The 16,843-nt window shown below is 71.3% G+C and carries 17 protein-coding genes; 7 read left to right on the top strand and 10 right to left on the bottom strand.

From position 1 onward, the window contains the following. Nucleotides 1-59: 59 nt before the first annotated feature. The gene (locus KJK29_RS15760; RefSeq protein ID WP_215119798.1) at nt 60-701 is read right to left on the bottom strand and encodes an HAD family acid phosphatase; all 642 of its coding nucleotides are present in this window, start codon (nt 699-701) and stop codon (nt 60-62) included. Between the two features lie 438 nt (nt 702-1,139). On the opposite strand from KJK29_RS15760, the gene KJK29_RS15755 reads away from it, so the two are divergent. Next, complete coding sequence (locus KJK29_RS15755) at nt 1,140-1,853, top strand: M23 family metallopeptidase (protein WP_215119797.1); 714 nt, start codon at nt 1,140-1,142, stop codon at nt 1,851-1,853. A gap of 26 nt (nt 1,854-1,879) precedes the next feature. On the opposite strand, the gene KJK29_RS15750 is transcribed toward KJK29_RS15755, so the two are convergent. Continuing rightward, entirely contained in the window at nt 1,880-2,476 is a 597-nt protein-coding gene (locus tag KJK29_RS15750) for a TetR/AcrR family transcriptional regulator (protein ID WP_215119796.1), read from the bottom strand. Nucleotides 2,477-2,620: 144 nt separating this feature from the next. On the opposite strand from KJK29_RS15750, the gene KJK29_RS15745 reads away from it, so the two are divergent. From KJK29_RS15745 to KJK29_RS15735, 3 genes are all read left to right on the top strand, one after another. Further along, on the top strand, nt 2,621-4,216 hold the full coding sequence (locus KJK29_RS15745; protein WP_215119795.1) for an MDR family MFS transporter: 1,596 nt from the start codon (nt 2,621-2,623) through the stop codon (nt 4,214-4,216). A 132-nt stretch (nt 4,217-4,348) separates the two neighbouring features. Beyond that, nucleotides 4,349-4,783, top strand: coding sequence for a helix-turn-helix transcriptional regulator (locus tag KJK29_RS15740; protein ID WP_215119794.1), 435 nt, complete (start codon nt 4,349-4,351; stop codon nt 4,781-4,783). Between the two features lie 63 nt (nt 4,784-4,846). Next, on the top strand, nt 4,847-5,293 hold the full coding sequence (locus KJK29_RS15735) for a VOC family protein (RefSeq protein ID WP_215119793.1): 447 nt from the start codon (nt 4,847-4,849) through the stop codon (nt 5,291-5,293). Nucleotides 5,294-5,323: 30 nt separating this feature from the next. Here KJK29_RS15735 and cseC read toward each other — a convergent pair whose 3' ends face one another. From cseC to KJK29_RS15710, 5 genes are all read right to left on the bottom strand, one after another. Next, a complete protein-coding gene (cseC, locus tag KJK29_RS15730) occupies nt 5,324-6,679 on the bottom strand; it encodes a two-component system sensor histidine kinase CseC (RefSeq protein ID WP_215119792.1) in 1,356 nt (451 codons plus the stop codon). A 9-nt stretch (nt 6,680-6,688) separates the two neighbouring features. Next, a complete protein-coding gene (gene cseB / locus KJK29_RS15725; protein ID WP_215119791.1) occupies nt 6,689-7,390 on the bottom strand; it encodes a two-component system response regulator CseB in 702 nt (233 codons plus the stop codon). Nucleotides 7,391-7,539: 149 nt separating this feature from the next. Beyond that, nucleotides 7,540-8,196, bottom strand: coding sequence for a hypothetical protein (locus tag KJK29_RS15720; RefSeq protein ID WP_215119790.1), 657 nt, complete (start codon nt 8,194-8,196; stop codon nt 7,540-7,542). Further along, nucleotides 8,184-8,723: a SigE family RNA polymerase sigma factor gene (locus tag KJK29_RS15715; protein WP_030251439.1), complete on the bottom strand. Its 540-nt coding sequence runs from the start codon at nt 8,721-8,723 to the stop codon at nt 8,184-8,186. The genes KJK29_RS15720 and KJK29_RS15715 overlap by 13 nt, the downstream gene beginning before the upstream one ends. Nucleotides 8,724-9,005: 282 nt before the next feature. After that, the gene (locus KJK29_RS15710; protein WP_251057814.1) at nt 9,006-9,947 is read right to left on the bottom strand and encodes an HhH-GPD family protein; all 942 of its coding nucleotides are present in this window, start codon (nt 9,945-9,947) and stop codon (nt 9,006-9,008) included. Nucleotides 9,948-10,064: 117 nt separating this feature from the next. On the opposite strand from KJK29_RS15710, the gene KJK29_RS15705 reads away from it, so the two are divergent. Together KJK29_RS15705 and KJK29_RS15700 are read left to right on the top strand one after the other, a co-directional pair. After that, on the top strand, nt 10,065-11,645 hold the full coding sequence (locus tag KJK29_RS15705) for a sensor histidine kinase (RefSeq protein ID WP_215119789.1): 1,581 nt from the start codon (nt 10,065-10,067) through the stop codon (nt 11,643-11,645). Beyond that, nucleotides 11,642-12,298 (top strand): response regulator transcription factor, encoded by a 657-nt coding sequence (locus KJK29_RS15700; protein ID WP_215119788.1) that lies wholly within the window; start codon nt 11,642-11,644, stop codon nt 12,296-12,298. The genes KJK29_RS15705 and KJK29_RS15700 overlap by 4 nt, the downstream gene beginning before the upstream one ends. A gap of 58 nt (nt 12,299-12,356) precedes the next feature. Here the strand turns inward: KJK29_RS15700 and KJK29_RS15695 are convergent, their stop codons facing one another. Continuing rightward, entirely contained in the window at nt 12,357-12,998 is a 642-nt protein-coding gene (locus KJK29_RS15695; protein ID WP_215119787.1) for a phosphatase PAP2 family protein, read from the bottom strand. 175 nt (nt 12,999-13,173) lie between these two features. Between KJK29_RS15695 and KJK29_RS15690 the strand changes: the two genes are divergently transcribed. Next, nucleotides 13,174-14,064, top strand: a complete 891-nt coding sequence (locus tag KJK29_RS15690; protein WP_215119786.1) for a hypothetical protein — start codon at nt 13,174-13,176, stop codon at nt 14,062-14,064. Nucleotides 14,065-14,168: 104 nt separating this feature from the next. Here KJK29_RS15690 and disA read toward each other — a convergent pair whose 3' ends face one another. Continuing rightward, a complete protein-coding gene (gene disA / locus KJK29_RS15685; protein ID WP_215119785.1) occupies nt 14,169-15,293 on the bottom strand; it encodes a DNA integrity scanning diadenylate cyclase DisA in 1,125 nt (374 codons plus the stop codon). Between the two features lie 80 nt (nt 15,294-15,373). Continuing rightward, nucleotides 15,374-16,783, bottom strand: coding sequence for a DNA repair protein RadA (gene radA / locus KJK29_RS15680; RefSeq protein ID WP_215119784.1), 1,410 nt, complete (start codon nt 16,781-16,783; stop codon nt 15,374-15,376). Nucleotides 16,784-16,843 lie beyond the last annotated feature (60 nt).

The raw sequence follows: 16,843 nt of genomic DNA, 5'->3' as shown, positions 1-16,843 counted from the left end.
AGGGGCCGGTGCCGAAAGGCACCGGCCCCTTTTGCATGCCCGGGGGCTGCCCTGTGGCCCTACGACAGCTGCCCGTCGTAATCCGGCAGCTTGTACGTCTTCTCGGCGTGGCCGCCCGACAGATCGGTGGCGCTGTTGCCGATGTTCGCGATGATCGTGTAGCCCTTCTTCTCGATATCGACGCGCTGGGCCGTCTTGTACTCGGCGACGTTCTTGAAGAGGTCGATGAAGTTCCGGACATAGAGGCCGGAGACCCGGTAGCCGGTCTGCTTCAGGTTGTAGTCGGTGAACGAGTAGATGATGTCCGGGCGGGCGGTCACGAAGAACAGCGCGACGCCGCGGTCCTGGGCGTATCTGGCGGCCTCCAGGACCGGCTTGTTGGCCGGCTGCGGGTAGCTGAAGCCGAAATCGGTCTCCAGCGTGGTGTTGTCGATGTCGAAGACGATGGCCTGCTTCTCACCCGGCTTGGCGGCCGCGATCCGCTGCTTCAGATAGGGCAGGGCCTGGCCCATCACCGCCTGGCAGTCCTTCTGCCAGGTGGCGTAGTCGACGTCCGCCGCGGCTGCCGTGGAGGCGGCGGTGGCGGACGCGGAGGCAGGGGTGGCGGTCGTGGCATCGGCCGGCGCGGCCATCGCCACGAGGGCGGCCGCCGATACGGCGGTCACTGATGCGCGGCGCAACCAGGGGCGTCGGGTCTGCATGTCGTGGGGGTCCTCTCACGTCCGTGACGCTGCAACATGGCGTGTGCATGTTCGTGGGCGAGGGTGGCGCGAGGGGAACCGTAGGGTTACCGGACGGTAGGTGCCTAGAGGCGTGCGCCACATTTCCGGAATGGTTGAAGAGGGCCTCCGGTGACATGGCGCACAGGCGATATGTCCGTTACTAGATGGAATAGTTGCTAACGGGCCGGGAGGAAAGGGACTTTTGGCCCGCGAGGCGGGGGAAAGTGCAGTGCAGTGTGCTGATTCGTCCCCTATGGGTGCAGTGTCAAGAGACGTGGAACACTGACCTAAATTACTAACTTCAGTCGTAGATCACGCTTTTTGGGGTTTGTCGGGCTTCGGGTTACCAAGGGATGGCCATTCGGCGAGCGTCTGTGCGCCGGGTGGTTTCTCCGTCCCCTTCCACACGAGGTTTCGATGTCCAAGCGCGTCACGTCCCGTTCTTCCCGTACGTCCCAGCTCCGCACCCGTGCGACCGTGCTGGCCGCCGGCCTTGGCGTCTCGGTCGCACTGGGAGCCGGGGTCGCGTCCGCCGCCGACACCACGTCCGCGTCCGGCGCCGCCAGTGCCGTCCAGGCGCAGGCCGCCGCCCAGGCCAAGCACGCCAAGGCCGAGTCCGTGAAGGCTGAGAAGGCCGCCAAGGCCGCCGCCGCGAAGAAGGCGGCCGAGAAGAAGGCGGCTGCCAAGAAGGCCGCAGCCAAGAAGGCCAAGCCGTCCTGGGTCGACCCGGTGAAGAAGTACAAGCTCTCCGCGAGCTTCGCCCAGAACGGCGGCATGTGGCAGTCCACCCACAGCGGCCAGGACTTCGCCGTCCCGACCGGCACCCAGGTCGTCGCCGCCCACGGCGGCACCGTGGTCAAGGCCGGCGGCAACGGCGCCGGTGACGGCCCCGCCTACGGCAACGCCGTCGTGATCAAGCACGGCAACGGCACGTACTCCCAGTACGCCCACCTGTCGAAGGTCACCGTGAACGTCGGCCAGATCGTGAAGACCGGCCAGGAGATCGCCAAGTCCGGCAGCACCGGTAACTCGAGCGGTCCGCACCTGCACTTCGAGATCCGTACGACCGCCAACTACGGCTCGGCCGTCGACCCGGTGAAGTTCCTGCGCGCCAACGGCGTGAAGGTCTGACGACCACGCCCTGACCGGCGGTGCCCCTAGGAGCCCTCGGCTCCCCGGTGGGCCCGGGTCACCAGCTCGGTGGCGACCTCGAGGACGGCTTTGTCCTTCTCTTCGGGGTCGCCTTCCATTTCCTGGAGCAGGAACATCCCGGCGTGCAGCGTGAAGAGCGCGCTGGCGCAGCGGACCTGGTCGACCAGGTCCGCGTCCGGGTCGATGATGGTGTCCCGCAGGCTGCGGATGCGCTCCTTGAAGGAGTCGCCGATCTGCAGTTCCCGCACCGTCGCCTGGTTCTCGTGCATGAAGCGGAACAGCGGCGCCGCGTGGGACAGCGCCTCGGCGTAACGGCGGACGATCTCCTGCTTGGTGTCGAGGGTGTGCGGCTGGCTCCGGCCCCACTCGATCAGGTCGTCGATCGGCTGCGTGAGGTCCTCGAAGATGCTGACGAGGATCTCTTCCTTCGTCTTGAAGTGGTAGTAGAGCGCCGCCTTGGTGACGTCCAGGCGCTCGGCGATCTCGCGCAGGGACGTCTTCTCGTAGCCCTGCTCCGCGAAGAGTTCGAGGGCCACGTCCTGGATGCGCTGGCGGGTGTTCCCGCGGCGCCGCTGCCTGGTGCCGTCCATGGTGCCGCCCATCCTCCTACGCCGCCCCGCTTTCCATAAAACTTACTTGACGCCCGGCTAGTTCCGGAGCTAACTTCCGAGTGTAGTCACTAGCCGGTCGGCAAGTAAGTAGCAGTAGCTGCAGATACGTAGCGGTAGCTGGGGGAGTGGGAAGCGATGGCGGACACGACGGACACACCGGCGGTCGGCGCCGGCAGCGGGGAGAAACAGCCGAAGAGCGTACGGGTCGTGCTGCTCGCGCTGATGATCGCGATGATGCTCGCGATGCTCGACAACATGATCATCGGTACGGCGATGCCGACGATCATCGGTGAGCTGGGCGGGCTCGAACACCTCTCCTGGGTCGTCACCGCCTACACGCTCGCGACCGCGGCCTCCACCCCGCTGTGGGGCAAGCTCGGCGACATGTACGGCCGCAAGGGCACGTTCATGACGTCCATCGTCATCTTCCTGATCGGCTCGGCGCTCAGCGGCATGGCCCAGAACATGGGCGAGCTGATCGGCTTCCGTGCCGTCCAGGGCCTCGGTGCCGGCGGTCTGATGGTCGGCGTCATGGCGATCATCGGTGATCTGATCCCGCCCCGGGAGCGCGGCAAGTACCAGGGCATGATGGCCGGCGTCATGGCGCTGGCGATGATCGGCGGCCCGCTGGTCGGCGGCACCATCACCGACCACTGGGGCTGGCGCTGGGCGTTCTACATCAACCTGCCCCTCGGCGTCGTCGCGCTCGCCGCCGTCAGTGTCGTCCTGCACCTGCCGAAGAAGCGCTCCGAAGCGCGGATCGACTACCTGGGCGCGGCCCTGCTGACCATCGGCATCACCGCGATCGTGCTGGTCACCACCTGGGGCGGCACCGAGTACGCCTGGAGCTCCGCGCGGATCATGGAGCTGATCGGCATCGGGGTCGCCGCGCTCGTCGGGTTCGTGTTCTGGCAGACGAAGGCCGCCGAGCCGATCGTGCCGCTGCACATCTTCCGCAGCCGCAACTTCACGCTGATGTCGGTCATCGGCTTCATCACCGGCTTCGTGATGTTCGGGGCCACGCTCTTCCTGCCGCTGTACCAGCAGTCCGTGCAGGGCGCTTCCGCCACGAACTCCGGGCTGCTGCTCCTGCCGATGCTCGGCGCGATGCTCGTCACCTCGATGGTCGCCGGGCGGATCACCACGAACACCGGCAAGTACAAGGTCTTCCCGATCCTCGGCAGCGTCCTGATGATCGTCGGCCTCTATCTGCTCTCCACGATGGACACCGGCACCTCCCGCCTCACCTCCGGTGTCTTCATGGCCGTGGTCGGGCTCGGCATGGGCTGTCTGATGCAGATCACCATGCTGGTCGCGCAGAACAGCGTCGAGATGAAGGACATGGGCGTCGCGTCCTCGTCCACCACGCTCTTCCGCACCCTCGGCTCCTCCTTCGGCGTCGCGATCATGGGCGCGCTGTTCAACAGCCGGGTCCAGGACGTCATGGCCGAGCGGGCCGGGGCGCTGGGCTCCAAGGTCACCGAACAGTCGGCCCAGCTCGACAAGGCGAGCCTCGCCAAGCTCCCGGTGCTGGCCCGCGAGGCCTACCAGCACGCGGTCTCCGCCGGCATCCACTCGGCGTTCCTGCTCGGAGCCGTGGTGGCGGTGGTCGCACTCGCGGCGGCCGTCTTCGTCACGGAGGTACCGCTGCGGGGAGCGGGACCGAAGGCGTCGGACGACGACAAGGCGGACGGCCCGGCCGCGCAGACACCGGTCGTCGAGGCCGTCTGACCTGCCCCAGCCCCTTCCGACCCGCTCCAGCCCCTCACACAAGGCCCCGGACGGCCCACCCGCCCGGGGCCTTCGCCGTGCCCGGGCGCGAGGCCGGTGCCGCTGTCGGACCCCCGTGCCACCATCGACGTCATGGACAAGACGCGGCAGCTGCGGCTCGCCAAGGACGCCATGGACCGGGACTGGGCCGATCCCGGGCTGGACCTGGACACCGTCGCCGCGCACGCCGGGTACTCGCGGTATCACTTCATCCGCGCCTTCAAGGAGGCCTACGGCGAGACCCCCGGCCAGTACCTCACACACCGCCGCATCGAACGCGCCGAGGACCTGCTGCGCACGGCGAACCTGTCCGTCACGGAGATCTGCCACCTGGTCGGCTTCAGCAGCGTCGGCACGTTCTCGGCCCGCTTCAAGACCTGGACCGGCCTCACCCCCAGCGAGTACCGCGCCAAACACGTCGGCCGGGGAGCCGCCCTCATCCCCGGCTGCTACGCCATGCTCTGGGCCGGCGGCTTCCGCTCCGCGCCCGGCGCGGGCAAGGAGCGCAATTCCGGAGAAGCGGGCTGACACCCCCGCTGCCTACCGTGGCAGGGCACGCACGAACCGGCCGCCGAGCAGCAGGAGCACGCCATGATCAAGGGTCTCGCCATCTCGACCGTCTGGGTCCTCGACCAGGACCGGGCCAAGGAGTTCTACACGGAGAAACTGGGCCTGGAGGTCCGTACGGACATGACCATGGGCGAGGGCGGCATGCGCTGGCTCACCGTCGGCTCGCCGGACCAGCCCGACGTCGAGCTCACCCTGATGGTGCCCGGCGGCCCCGCGATGGACCCCGAGTCCGCCGAGATGGTCCGGAAACTCGTCGCGAAGGGAGCGCTCGGCGCCGGTGTGCTGACCACGGACGACATCCACGGCGACTACAAGAAGCTCAAGGACCGCGGCGTGGAGTTCCTCCAGGAGCCGCAGGAGCGCCCCTACGGCACGGAGGCACTGTTCCGCGACGACTCCGGCAACTGGTTCTCCTTCACCCAGCCCCGCGAAGGCGGACTCGACATGGACCAGGACTGGTCCTGCTGATCCGCGAGGTCCGGTCCGCGAGAACCGGCGCTACGACTGCGCCCCCGGCAGCATCGGATAACTCCCCGTGTTCGTCGGCGCGTGCTCCGGCAGCCACAGCACCGCCACCGCGCCCTCGGCCGGCACATGCTCCGGTGTCCCGGGCGGGCGGACGTTGCGGAAGGTCAGCCGGGCGCCCAGCACCCGGGCCTGTCCGGCCGCGATGGTCAGGCCCAGGCCGTGGCCGTGCCCGGCGCGGTCCGTGCTGCCGGTGCGGAAGCGGCTCGGGCCCTCGGCGAGCAGGTCCTCGGGGAAGCCGGGGCCGTGGTCGCGGACCCGGATGACCCGGCCCTCGACGGAGACCTCGATGGGCGGCTTGCCGTGCCGGGCCGCGTTGGCCAGGAGGTTGAACAGGACCCGCTCCAGGCGCCGCGGGTCGGTCGTGACCTCCGACTCGTGCACCACCCGCACCTCGATGGCCGGGTCCTTGGCCGTCACCCGCCGGGCGACGAACTCGCCCAGCATGATGTCCTGCAGCTCCGCCCGCTCCGAGGCCCCGTCCAGCCGCGCCACCTCCAGCACGTCCTCCACGAGCGTGCGCATGGCCTTCGCCCGGTCCAGCACCAGCTCGGTCGGGCGCCCCGGCGGCAGCAGCTCGGCCGCGGTCAGCAGCCCGGTCACCGGCGTGCGCAACTCGTGCGCGATGTCGGCGGTGACGCGCCGCTCCGCCTCTATGCGCTGCCGCAGGGTGTCCGCCATGGCGTCCACCGCGCTCGCCAGGTCGTCGGTCTCGTCCCGGACGACCCCGCCCATGGCGTCCCGCACCCGCACGTCCGTCTCGCCGCCCGCGAGCTGGTGGGCCGCGACGGCCGCCTTGCGCAGCCGCCGCGACAGATGCCCGCCTATGAGCACACCGAGCGCGCTGCCGCCGAGGACGACCGCGATGGACCCGATGAGCAGGGCCTGGTCGAGGTCCTGGAGAATGTCCGAGCTGCGGTCGGTGAAGCCCGAGTGCAGGGACATCACATGCCCGTTCTTCAGCGGGACGGCGGCCCATATGTCCGGCGAGCCGCCCGGCCGGTCCGCCACATAGGTCGCCCGCTGGCCCGCCTCGACCCGGTCCCGCAGGGCCTCCGGCAGATCCGGGTCGTCGATCTTGGTGTTGGGGAAGTTCATTCGCCCGGACAGCTCGAAGTTGCGCTGGGCGATCATGATGCGCTCGTCGGCGAGGTCGCGCGCGTTGTCCAGCATCGACACCCGCGCCGCGTTGTGCACGACCAGGCTCAGCGCGATCGCCACCAGCGCGCCGACCAGCGCGATGGCCGCGCTCAGCTTCCATCTCAGGCCCGTACGGATCCCCGCGCGTTCCACGCCCGTGGCGACCAGGCGCCGGAAATGCCCCCTCATAACCCCTGCTCAGGCCTTCAACTTGTAGCCGAAACCACGGACCGTCTCGATACGGTCCTGGCCGATCTTCTGCCGCAGCCGCTGCACATGCACGTCGACGACCCGGGTGTCCCCGCCCCAGCCGTAGTCCCACACCCGCTCCAGCAGCTTGTCGCGGGAGAGCACCGTGCCCGGCGCGGAGGAGAACTCCAGCAGCAGCCGCATCTCGGTCGGCGTCAGCGCCACCGGCTGCCCGGCCCGGCGGACCTCCATGCCCTCGGTGTCGACCTCCAGATCCCCGAAGGCCAGCATCCCGCCGCTCGCGAGAGAGTCCGGCTCCTGCGCCCTGCCGCCGCCCGCGTGCCCGAAGCGGCGCAGCACCGCGCGGATCCGGGCGACCAGCACGGCCCCGTCGAAGGGCTTGGTCACATAGTCGTCGGCCCCCGCCTCCAGGCCCAGCACCACGTCGATGGAGTCGGCCCGCGCCGACAGCATGATGACCGGCACGGTCGACTCGTCCCGGATGCGGCGGCACAGGCTGACCCCGTCGAGGCCGGGGACCATGACGTCCAGCAGCGCGATGTCGGGGCGGTCCGTGCGGAACGCATCCAGTCCCGACAGGCCGTCGGGCATCGCGGTGACCACGAAGCCGTCCCGTTCCAGGGCGAGCTGTGTGGCCTCGCGGATGACGTCGTCGTCCTCGACGAACAGAACGTGGGTCTGGTCTGCCATCCCGGTGCTCTCAGTCCTCGTGTGGGTCGTAGGGGTGTGCTTCTCAAGGACGCACGGTCCGTCCTCTCAGGGGACGCACGGACCGTGCATCGCGTTCACCCAGAGATCGGTCCGAGCGGCCCGATCGGTTCACACACGCCTCGCCCGCGTCAGCTCGCGGGCACCGGCGACGGGCTGTCGCCGACGACCTTGCCGTAGTCGTTGTGCGTGCGGTACTTCTCGCTGAACCGGCCGGAAGCCCATCTGTACGTGATCACGTTCTCCCCGGAGGGGCTCGACACCGGGTCGCCCTTGTCGTACACCTGCTTGGTCACCACCAGGTCGCCGCGGTCGATCTCCGCGTAGACCGGGGGTTCCTCGGCCTTGAACACATTCTCGTACGAGCCGTCCCGCTCGCGATACACATAACTGCCCACACCCACCGCGTCACCGCAGGTCAGCACATTGACGACGACATCGTCGGCCGTTCCGCCGGTCAGCTTGCCGTAGGACACGTCGACGGGATACTCGTCGGCCACGCACGGCTTCAGCTCGCGCTTCACCTCGGGGGAGACCTCGGGGTCGTCCTTGACGAGCCGGACCGCGTTCACGGTGTCGGGCGTCCTGGACGGGGAGGCCGAGGGAGTGGCCGCGGTGGCGCCCGCCACCGCGTCGGCGTGCGCCGGGCCCTCGTCACGGGCGCCGGTGCCGCCGGCACCGCACCCGGACACGAAAAGGGCGAGGGCGGTGACCACGGCCGATGCCGTGCTCACCGCCTGGATGCTGCCCCGGGTCCGTGGGGACCCCTCGCCGGTCAGGCCGCGCACCGCTCCCGCTCCTCACGCTCCAGCGCGCGTGCGTCCAGGTCGCGGGACTCCAGCTCCTCACGGAGCCGGGCGAGCGCCCTGTGCAGCGTGCTTTTGACCGTTCCGGCCGACATACCGAGGGCGGCGGCCGTCTCCTCCGTGGACATCTGCTCCCAGTGTCGCAGGACCACGACACTGCGCTGCTTCGGGGCGAGCACCTTCAGGATGTCCATCAGCAGGGCGCGGTCCGCGTGCTGCTCGGTGGCGTCGTCGACCGAGGCGTCCGGGAGCTGCTCGGTCGGGACCTCCTCCAGCTTGCGGGCCCGCCACCACTCGGTCCGCGTGTTGATCATGACCCGGCGCAGGTAGGCGTCCGCCAGCCGCTTGTCCTCGATGGTCTCCCAGCGGCCGTAGGTCCGCACCAGCGCCGTCTGCAGCAGGTCCTGTGCGTCCGTCGGGTCCGGGACCAGGCGGCGAGCACTGCGCAGCAGTGCGTCCTGCCGGGTGCGGACGTACTCCTCGAACTCGAGCACCTCGCCCTGCGCCATGGTGAACCGCCTCCCGTTTCCCCGTTCGGGCCGGCTCCCCGCCGCCCGTGCACTGCCTGTGTTCCTTGGTCGTCCCGTGTCTTCCGGGAACGCATCTGAAGGTACGGAGGCGTTGTCACGGCGCTGTCCGAAGCAGCCTTCGGCTAGCACTCGGCTGTCCGTCGGTTGTGTAACGGACGTCGTAACGGGGTGCAGCGATGGGGGTGTTGAGGCGGTTATGGGGTGATTTGTCCACCCTGTGTCGTCGTTACGGGAGACCCGAGGCTGTCATCTGCCTGTACGTCAGGTCAGCGGCAGCCGGTACATCCCGCCCGCCAGCGGCTCGACCAGGCCGTCGGCGACCAGGCCGTCCAGGGCGCGCGCCCGCTGCACCGGCTCGTGCCACACGCGGTCGAGCGCCGCCTGCGGAACCGGGGCGTGGGCGTCCCGCAGTACGGCGAGCAGCCGCCCGCGGACCTGCCGGTCGGTGCCCGCGTAGGTCTGGCCGCGGCGCGGCGGCCCGTCGTGCTCCGGCTTGCCCGCCAGCCGCCACGCGCACTGCGCGGCGATCGGGCAGCGGTGGCACGACTCGCTCTTCGCCGTGCACACGAGCGCGCCCAGCTCCATGGAGGCGGCGGCCCAGCGGGCGGCGGTCGGCTCATCCTCGGGGAGGAGCGCGCGGGCCAGTTTGCGCTCGGCGGCGGTGGTGGCGTTCGGCGGGTACTGCACGCCGGTGACCGCGCGGGCGAAGACCCGGCGCACATTCGTGTCCAGCACCGGGTGCCGCTGCCCGTAGGCGAAGGAGGCGACGGCGGCGGCCGTGTACTCGCCGATGCCGGGCAGCGCCAGCAGCTGGGCGTGGTCGGCCGGTACGTCACCGCCGTGCCGTTCCGTTATGGCGACGGCGGCGCCGTGCAGCCGCAGCGCGCGGCGCGGGTAGCCGAGTCGGCCCCAGGCCCGGACGGCCTCGCCGGGCGCCTCCTTGGCCAGGTCGGCGGGGCGCGGCCAGCGGGCCACCCACTGCTCGTAGACGGGCAGGACGCGGCTCACCGGCGTCTGCTGAAGCATGAACTCACTGACCATCACGCCCCACGCCCCGGCCTCGGGGCGCCGCCACGGCAGGTCGCGGGCGTTGTCGTCGAACCAGTCGATGACGGGGGAGTGCAGGTCCCCGCCCGGCGGCGGGCCGGACGCGGTGTCGGTGGGGCCGGAGCTGGTGCGCGGGGTGTTCGTGGGAGCAGTCATGGCCATTCGATCCTGCCACGCGGGAGCCGCGAATCGGGCACACCGCGACCCGAGAGGGCGAGGTACCTGACGATCGGCAGCAGTGCCGCCCCGCCGCCCGCCGATAGCGTCGGCCGAATGGAACGTCCTCGTTCGGCCCGGCTCGCCCGGGGCGCCCTCCTCTGGGCCGCCCTGGTCCTCCCCGCGCTCACGGCGGACCGGATCGGCCTGAACGAGCCGCGCACGCTCTGGCAGCAGGCCGCCGGCGCGGCGGTGCTGGCCGCTGCCGCCGCCCTGTCCCGCCGGCTGCCCCTCGCCGCCTTCGGCCTGACAGCCACCCTGAGCCTGACCGCAGCCCCATCCCTGTTCACCGCCTCCTACGGCCCGGCCCTCGGCACGTCCGCCCTGCTCCTCGGGCTGCGCGCGGGCCGGGCCCGCCCCGCGGCGCTGTGCTTCGCCGCCGTCGGCTGCGCGGGCACCGCGCGGATCGTGCTCGTCGGACTCGACCCGGTCCCCGAGTGGCTGGTCATGACGGGCACGCTGCTCTTCGGCTGCGTCTTCCCCTGGCTCGGCGGACGCTACTGGCGCCAGAGCCGCGAGCTGGCCGCGGAGGGCTGGCTGCGGGCGGCCCGGCTGGAGGACGAGCAACGCCTCACCGAGGAGCGCGCCCGGCTGCGCGAACGCTCCCGGATCGCCCAGGACATGCACGACTCCCTCGGTCACGAGCTCAGCCTCATCGCCCTGCGCGCGGCCGCCCTCCAGCTCGCCCCCGGCCTCGCCGACGAACACCGGACGGCGGCGGCCGAACTGCGCGGCGCGGCCGCCGACGCCACGGACCGGCTGCACCGCATCATCGGCGTCCTGCGCGAGGACGACGACGAGCCCCCACCGCTGACCCCCGCGGGCGAGACCCTGGAACAACTCGTCGCCCGCGCCGCGGAGTCCGGACTCCCGGTGCGCTGGGCACAACCCGCAACGCGGGACCCGCACACGGCCCCCGGCGACCTCGCCGAACGGCTGCTGTACCGAGTGGCCCGGGAGGCCCTGACCAACGCGGCACGACACGCACCGGGTGCCCCCGTGATCGTGGCGGTGACCGGGCGGGACGAGGGGACGTCCGTCACGCTCACCAACGGCTCGCCCACCGAGCCGAGTTCCCGGCCCTCCGAAGGCGGCACCGGCCTGCTCGGGCTGCGCGCCGCGGTGACCTCGGCCGGCGGCACCTTCGAAGCGGGCCCGCAGGGGGAGGGGTTCCGCGTCAGCGCGTACGTCCCCGCACACCGGACCGCGACCGGACCGCCACGCCCCGCCCTCGCCCCGATCACCCACGCCCGCCGCCGCGTGGCCCTCTGCCTCGGCCTCGCGGCCGGCGTGGGCGTCGTCCTCGTCGGCACCGCCTTCGGCTGGTACGCGTACGTGGAGAAGCACTCGGTGCTCGCACCCGCCGCGTACGCGACCCTCCGCCCGGGCGCCCCGGCCGCCGACGTCGAGCGCGTGCTGCCCGACCGGGATGTGAACGACCCGCCCGTCGAGCGGGCGGCGACACCGGCACCGGAGGGTGCCGACTGCCGTTACTACCGGGCGAGCGGTGAGCTGTTCGTCTCCGTCGACCACTTCAGACTGTGCTTCGACGCCGGGCGGCTCGTCACCAAGGACGTGGTCCCGCGCGCCGGCCGGTCCGGCGAAGGCCGGGAAGAATACGAGGAGTTCTCACAGTGATCCGCGTGCTGCTGGCCGACGACGAGACGATGGTGCGGGCCGGGGTGCGCGCCATCCTGGGCAGTGACGACGAGACGGAGGTCGTCGCCGAGGCGGGCGACGGCCGCGAGGCGGTCGAGCTGGCCCGCGCCCACCGCCCGGACGTGGCCCTGCTCGACATCCGCATGCCGCGCCTGGACGGCCTCACGGCGGCGGAGGAGATCGTACGGACCGCGCCCGGCACGGCCGTCGCGATGCTCACCACCTTCTCCGAGGGCGCCTATGTCACCCGCGCCCTCGGCGGCGGCGCCACCGGCTTCCTGCTGAAGTCCGGGGACCCGTACGAACTGATCGCCGGTGTACGGGCGGTGGCCGCGGGCGCCGCGTTCCTGTCGCCGAAGGTGGCCCGGTACGTCATCGACGAGGGCCTCGGCGGCGGCCGGCTCACCCGCGAGGCACAGTCACGGGCCCGCGTGTCCGCCCTGAGCCCCCGCGAACGCGAGGTGCTCGGCCTGGTCGGCGCGGGCCTGTCCAACCCGGAGATCGCCGCCCGGCTGCACCTCGTCGAGGGCACGGTGAAGGCGTATGTGAGCGCGGTCCTGGAGCGGCTGGGCGTGCGCAACCGTGTGCAGGCGGCGATCGTGGCGTACGAGGCGGGACTGGTGGAATCGTGACACCCCATCGGCTCAGGGCCGCGTGTGCGTCCGGCTAGGGCCGCGCGTGCCTACCGGCTCAGTGCCGTGCGTGCGCCCCGTACGACGGCACGGGTGCCGGGCCCGGCCCGCTGACCCACCGCGCGGCCGTTGTCGGCGAGCCGCGCATCGCCCCGGCCAGCCGCGTCATCGGCCCCGTGCCCAGCCGTACGGCGACGAGGGCGACGAGCGTGCCGAGGGCGAGCCCCGCGACCACGTCGTGCGGATAGTGCACGCCGACGTAGACCCGGGAGAAGGCCATCAGCAGGGCGAGCGGGGCCGTCAGCCACAGCAGGGCGCGCCGGACCAGGGCCAGGGCGACGGCCGCGGCGCCCGCGATCGTGGCGTGGTTGGAGGGGAAGGACCAGTCGCCGTGCGGCGGACACTCGGCCAGGGACACCGCCGCACCGGCGACCGCCCGGCACGGACGCTCCTGTGTGACAGCGGACTTGAGCACCTCACTGCACACGTACGCCACAGCCGTGGCCAGAGGTGCAAGGGCCGCGATCGCGAACGCGCGGGGGGTGTCGCGGCGGGCACGCCACCAGGCGGATGCGAACAGCAGGGCGAAGACCAGCAGTCCGGCCTCCGTCCATAACTCGGCCCCGTGCCGTATCCACAGCGGGGAGCCGTCGGCGAAGTCGGTGATGTCGCGGTAGAGCGCGGTGTCCTCGAAGTCCATGGTCACGGACGGTAGGTGACGAGCCGATCCCGTCACACCCAGCGATCGTCGGGTGCCGTATCTGACGAAAGACAGGGGTGGGACAGCTGCTTCCGGCATGATGATCCGGAAAAGTTGTGAGCCTGAGCGGCGGGTGGGACCGGCTAACGCGCTGATCTCTCGTAAGGTTTGCGCCGTGGGATCTCTGCGCAATCCGGTCGGGCCGCTTCCCTCCTCCATCTACTGGCGACGGAGGGTCGTACTGGTGTCCGTGGCTGCCCTGTTGGCGCTGCTGACCACCTGGCTCGTGACCATGGGCGGCGATGGCGGCAAGGACCGCGACAACGGCGCCAACGGCAAGAATCCCGCGCCCTCCATCACACCTGGCCCGTCGAACTCCGGCCCGGCGATCAGCCAAGCGCCGGGCGGGCGCGACGAGTCGGGCGACGAGGGCTCGGGCGGCTCCTCGTCCGGGTCCGGGGCAGGGTCCGGCGGCGGTTCCGGTGACGGCTCGGGCAGCGGAGCCGGGGGCGGTACCGGCACGGGCTCCGGCGGCGGTTCCGGCACCGGCGGGTCCGAGGGAGCGGGCGCTTCGGGCGGCTCCGGCGGTGCCGGTGGCTACGACGGCGGTACCACCGTGGGCGGCGTCGGCGCGGGCGACACACTGCCGGCCGGCTCCATGCTGCCCAACTGCACCGCGAGCATGGTCAAGTTCAGCCTGCGCAGCCAGCACAACAGCTACGACCCCGAGCAGACGCCCACCTTCCTGCTCACCGCGCGGAACGTCTCCGGCCACGACTGCAAGATCGATCTCGGGCCGAAGAACGCGGTGTTCACCATCGCCGAGGCGAGCGCCGACGACGACTACTGGTCCTCCAAGGACTGCCCCAGGACCACCGGCAGCCGGCTCTACCGCGTCCCCGCGGGCAGCGGCATCACCTACGCCCTGAAGTGGGACCGGGGGCCCAGCGCCCCCGAGTGCGCCACGCCTCCCTCGGGCTCGGCCGGAGCGGGCACGTACCTGGTGGAGGCCAAGGCTCCGGGCTACGCCAAGGTGCAGACCTCGTTCGTCCTGAAGAACGATTAGCCGCTTGTCGTTCAGGAGGCCGCCTGGCCTTCATGCGTGAGGGGGGTGTTCCCGACCGGGAACACCCCCCTCACGCGTCAGCGAGCGCCGAAGACGCCTGACGGCTAGACGTACCGCTCCAGGATCGACGACTCCGCCAGCCGCGACAGCCCCTCGCGTACGCTGCGCGCCCGGGCCTCGCCCACGCCGTCCACCGTCTGGAGGTCGTCGACGCTCGCGGCGAGCAGCTTCTGCAAGCCGCCGAAGTGCTCCACCAGCCGGTCGATGATCGCGCCGGGGAGCCGGGGCACCTTGGCCAGGAGGCGGAAGCCGCGCGGCGACACCGCCGAGTCCAGGGTCTCGGGCGAGCCCGTGTACCCCAAGGCCCGCGCCACGATGGGCAGTTCCAGCAGCTCGGCGTGGGTGAGGGCGTCCAGCTCGGCCAACGCCTCGTCGACCGTACGGGACCGCTTGGCGGTCGGCTCGGGCACGTAGTCCCGGACGACCAGCTCACGCTCGGGCTCCACACCGGCGATCAGCTCGTCGAGCTGGAGGGCCAGCAGGCGCCCGTCGGTGCCCAGCTCCACCACATACTCGGCGATCTCCGTGGCGATGCGGCGCACCATCTCCAGGCGCTGGGCGACCGCCGAGACGTCCCGGACGGTCACCAGGTCCTCGATCTCCAGCGCCGACAGCGTGCCCGCGACCTCGTCGAGGCGGAGCTTGTAGCGCTCCAGGGTGGCGAGGGCCTGGTTGGCGCGGGACAGGATCGCCGCCGAGTCCTCCAGGACGCGGCGCTGGCCGTCGACGTACAGGGCGATCAGCCGCATCGACTGGGAGACCGAGACCACCGGGAAGCCGACCTGCCTGCTCACGCGGTCCGCGGTGCGGTGCCGGGTGCCGGTCTCCTCCGTGGGGATCGTCGGGTCCGGGACCAGCTGCACGCCCGCGCGCAGGATCTTCGACAGGTCCGAGGACAGCACGATGCCGCCGTCCAGCTTGCACAGCTCGCGCAGCCGGGTCGCCGTGAACTCGACGTCCAGCACGAAACCGCCGCTGCACAGCGCCTCGACCGTCTTGTCGGAGCCCAGCACGATGAGACCGCCGGTGTTGCCCCGGAGCACGCGCTCCAGGCCGTCACGCAGGGCGGTTCCGGGTGCCACGGCGCTCAGTGAAGCGCGCATCAGGCCATCGGTACCGGCACTCCCACCGGATTTTCCGGGAGCTGCTGCCCGGTCGTTGGCTGCCACTGCACTCCTCCGGTCGCAGGTTCTGGGGCGCCCCGTGTCGCACACTTGGTTCGCACGGACGGGCGAGACCTGGGCAAAGTCTACCGGCGACCCTCCTCGTCCCGTGGGGCCTCTCGGCGACGGGAGCGCGGAAGGACCCGCAGCGCGTCCCCTATGTCCGAGACTTCCAGAACCTTCATACCCGCGGGGATCTTGCCAGGGTCGCCCGGTACCAGGGCGTGTGTGAAGCCCAGACGGTGGGCTTCCGCCAGCCTGCGCTGCACGCCCGTGACCCGCCGCACCTCACCCGCGAGGCCCACCTCACCGATCGCGACCAGGTTCTTGGGGAGAGGTGTGTCACTCGCCGCGCTCGCCAGGGCGAGGGCGACGGCCAGATCCGCCGCGGGCTCCGAGAGCTTCACCCCGCCGACCGTCGCGGAGTAGATGTCCCGCTTGCCCAAGGCACTGATCCGGCCGCGCTGTTCCAGCACCGCCAGCATCATCGAGACCCGGGAGGTCTCCAGGCCCGAGGTGGTGCGGCGCGGGGAGGGGATCTGCGAGTCGACCGTGAGCGCCTGGACCTCGGCGACCAGGGGGCGGCGGCCCTCCAGGGTGACGGTCAGACAGGTGCCCGGGACCGGTTCGGCCCGACGTGTCAGGAAAAGTCCGCTCGGGTCCGCGAGGCCCGTGATGCCCTCGTCGTGCAGTTCGAAGCAGCCGACCTCGTCGGTGGTGCCGTAGCGGTTCTTGACGCCTCGTACGAGGCGGAGGCGGGCGTGCCGGTCGCCCTCGAAGTGCAGGACGACGTCCACGAGGTGTTCCAGCAGACGCGGGCCCGCGATGGCGCCGTCCTTGGTGACATGGCCCACGAGCAGGGTGGACATGCCGCGTTCCTTCGAGGCCCGGATCAGGGCCCCGGCGACCTCGCGCACCTGGGCCATGCCGCCGGGCGCGCCGTCGATCTCGGGGGAGGCCACCGTCTGCACCGAGTCCAGGATCAGCAGCGACGGCTTCACCGCGTCCAAGTGGCCCAGAACCGCCGCCAGATCCGTCTCGGCGGCCAGGTACAGATGGTCGTCGATGGCCTTGATCCGGTCGGCGCGCAGCCGGACCTGGCTCGCCGACTCCTCGCCCGTCACGTACAGCGTGCGGTGCTCGTCGCTCGCCGACTTGGCCGCCACGTCCAGCAGCAGCGTCGACTTGCCGACGCCCGGCTCGCCCGCGACCAGCACCACCGCGCCGGGCACCAGGCCGCCGCCGAGCACCCGGTCCAGCTCGGGCACGCCGGTGGTGCGGGCCGTCGCGCTCCGGCCGTCCACCTGGCCGATGGGCAGGGCGGAGCTGGTGACCCGGCCCGGTGCCGTCGTACGGACCGCGGGCGCGCCGTACTCCTCGACCGTCCCCCAGGCCTGGCACTCGGGGCAGCGGCCGAGCCACTTCGCCGTCTGCCACCCGCACTCCGTGCAGCGGTAGGACGGACGGTCCTTGGTGGTCTTCGTACGGGCAGCCATGGACGAAACCGTAGCCGCAGGCACTGACACCGCGGGGACCGGAGGGCGCGGCCGGCCGCC

The sequence above is a fragment of the Streptomyces koelreuteriae genome (genome assembly GCF_018604545.1).
Classification (GTDB): Bacteria; Actinomycetota; Actinomycetes; order Streptomycetales; family Streptomycetaceae; genus Streptomyces; species Streptomyces koelreuteriae.
This window is presented reverse-complemented; position numbering and strand designations above follow the sequence as displayed.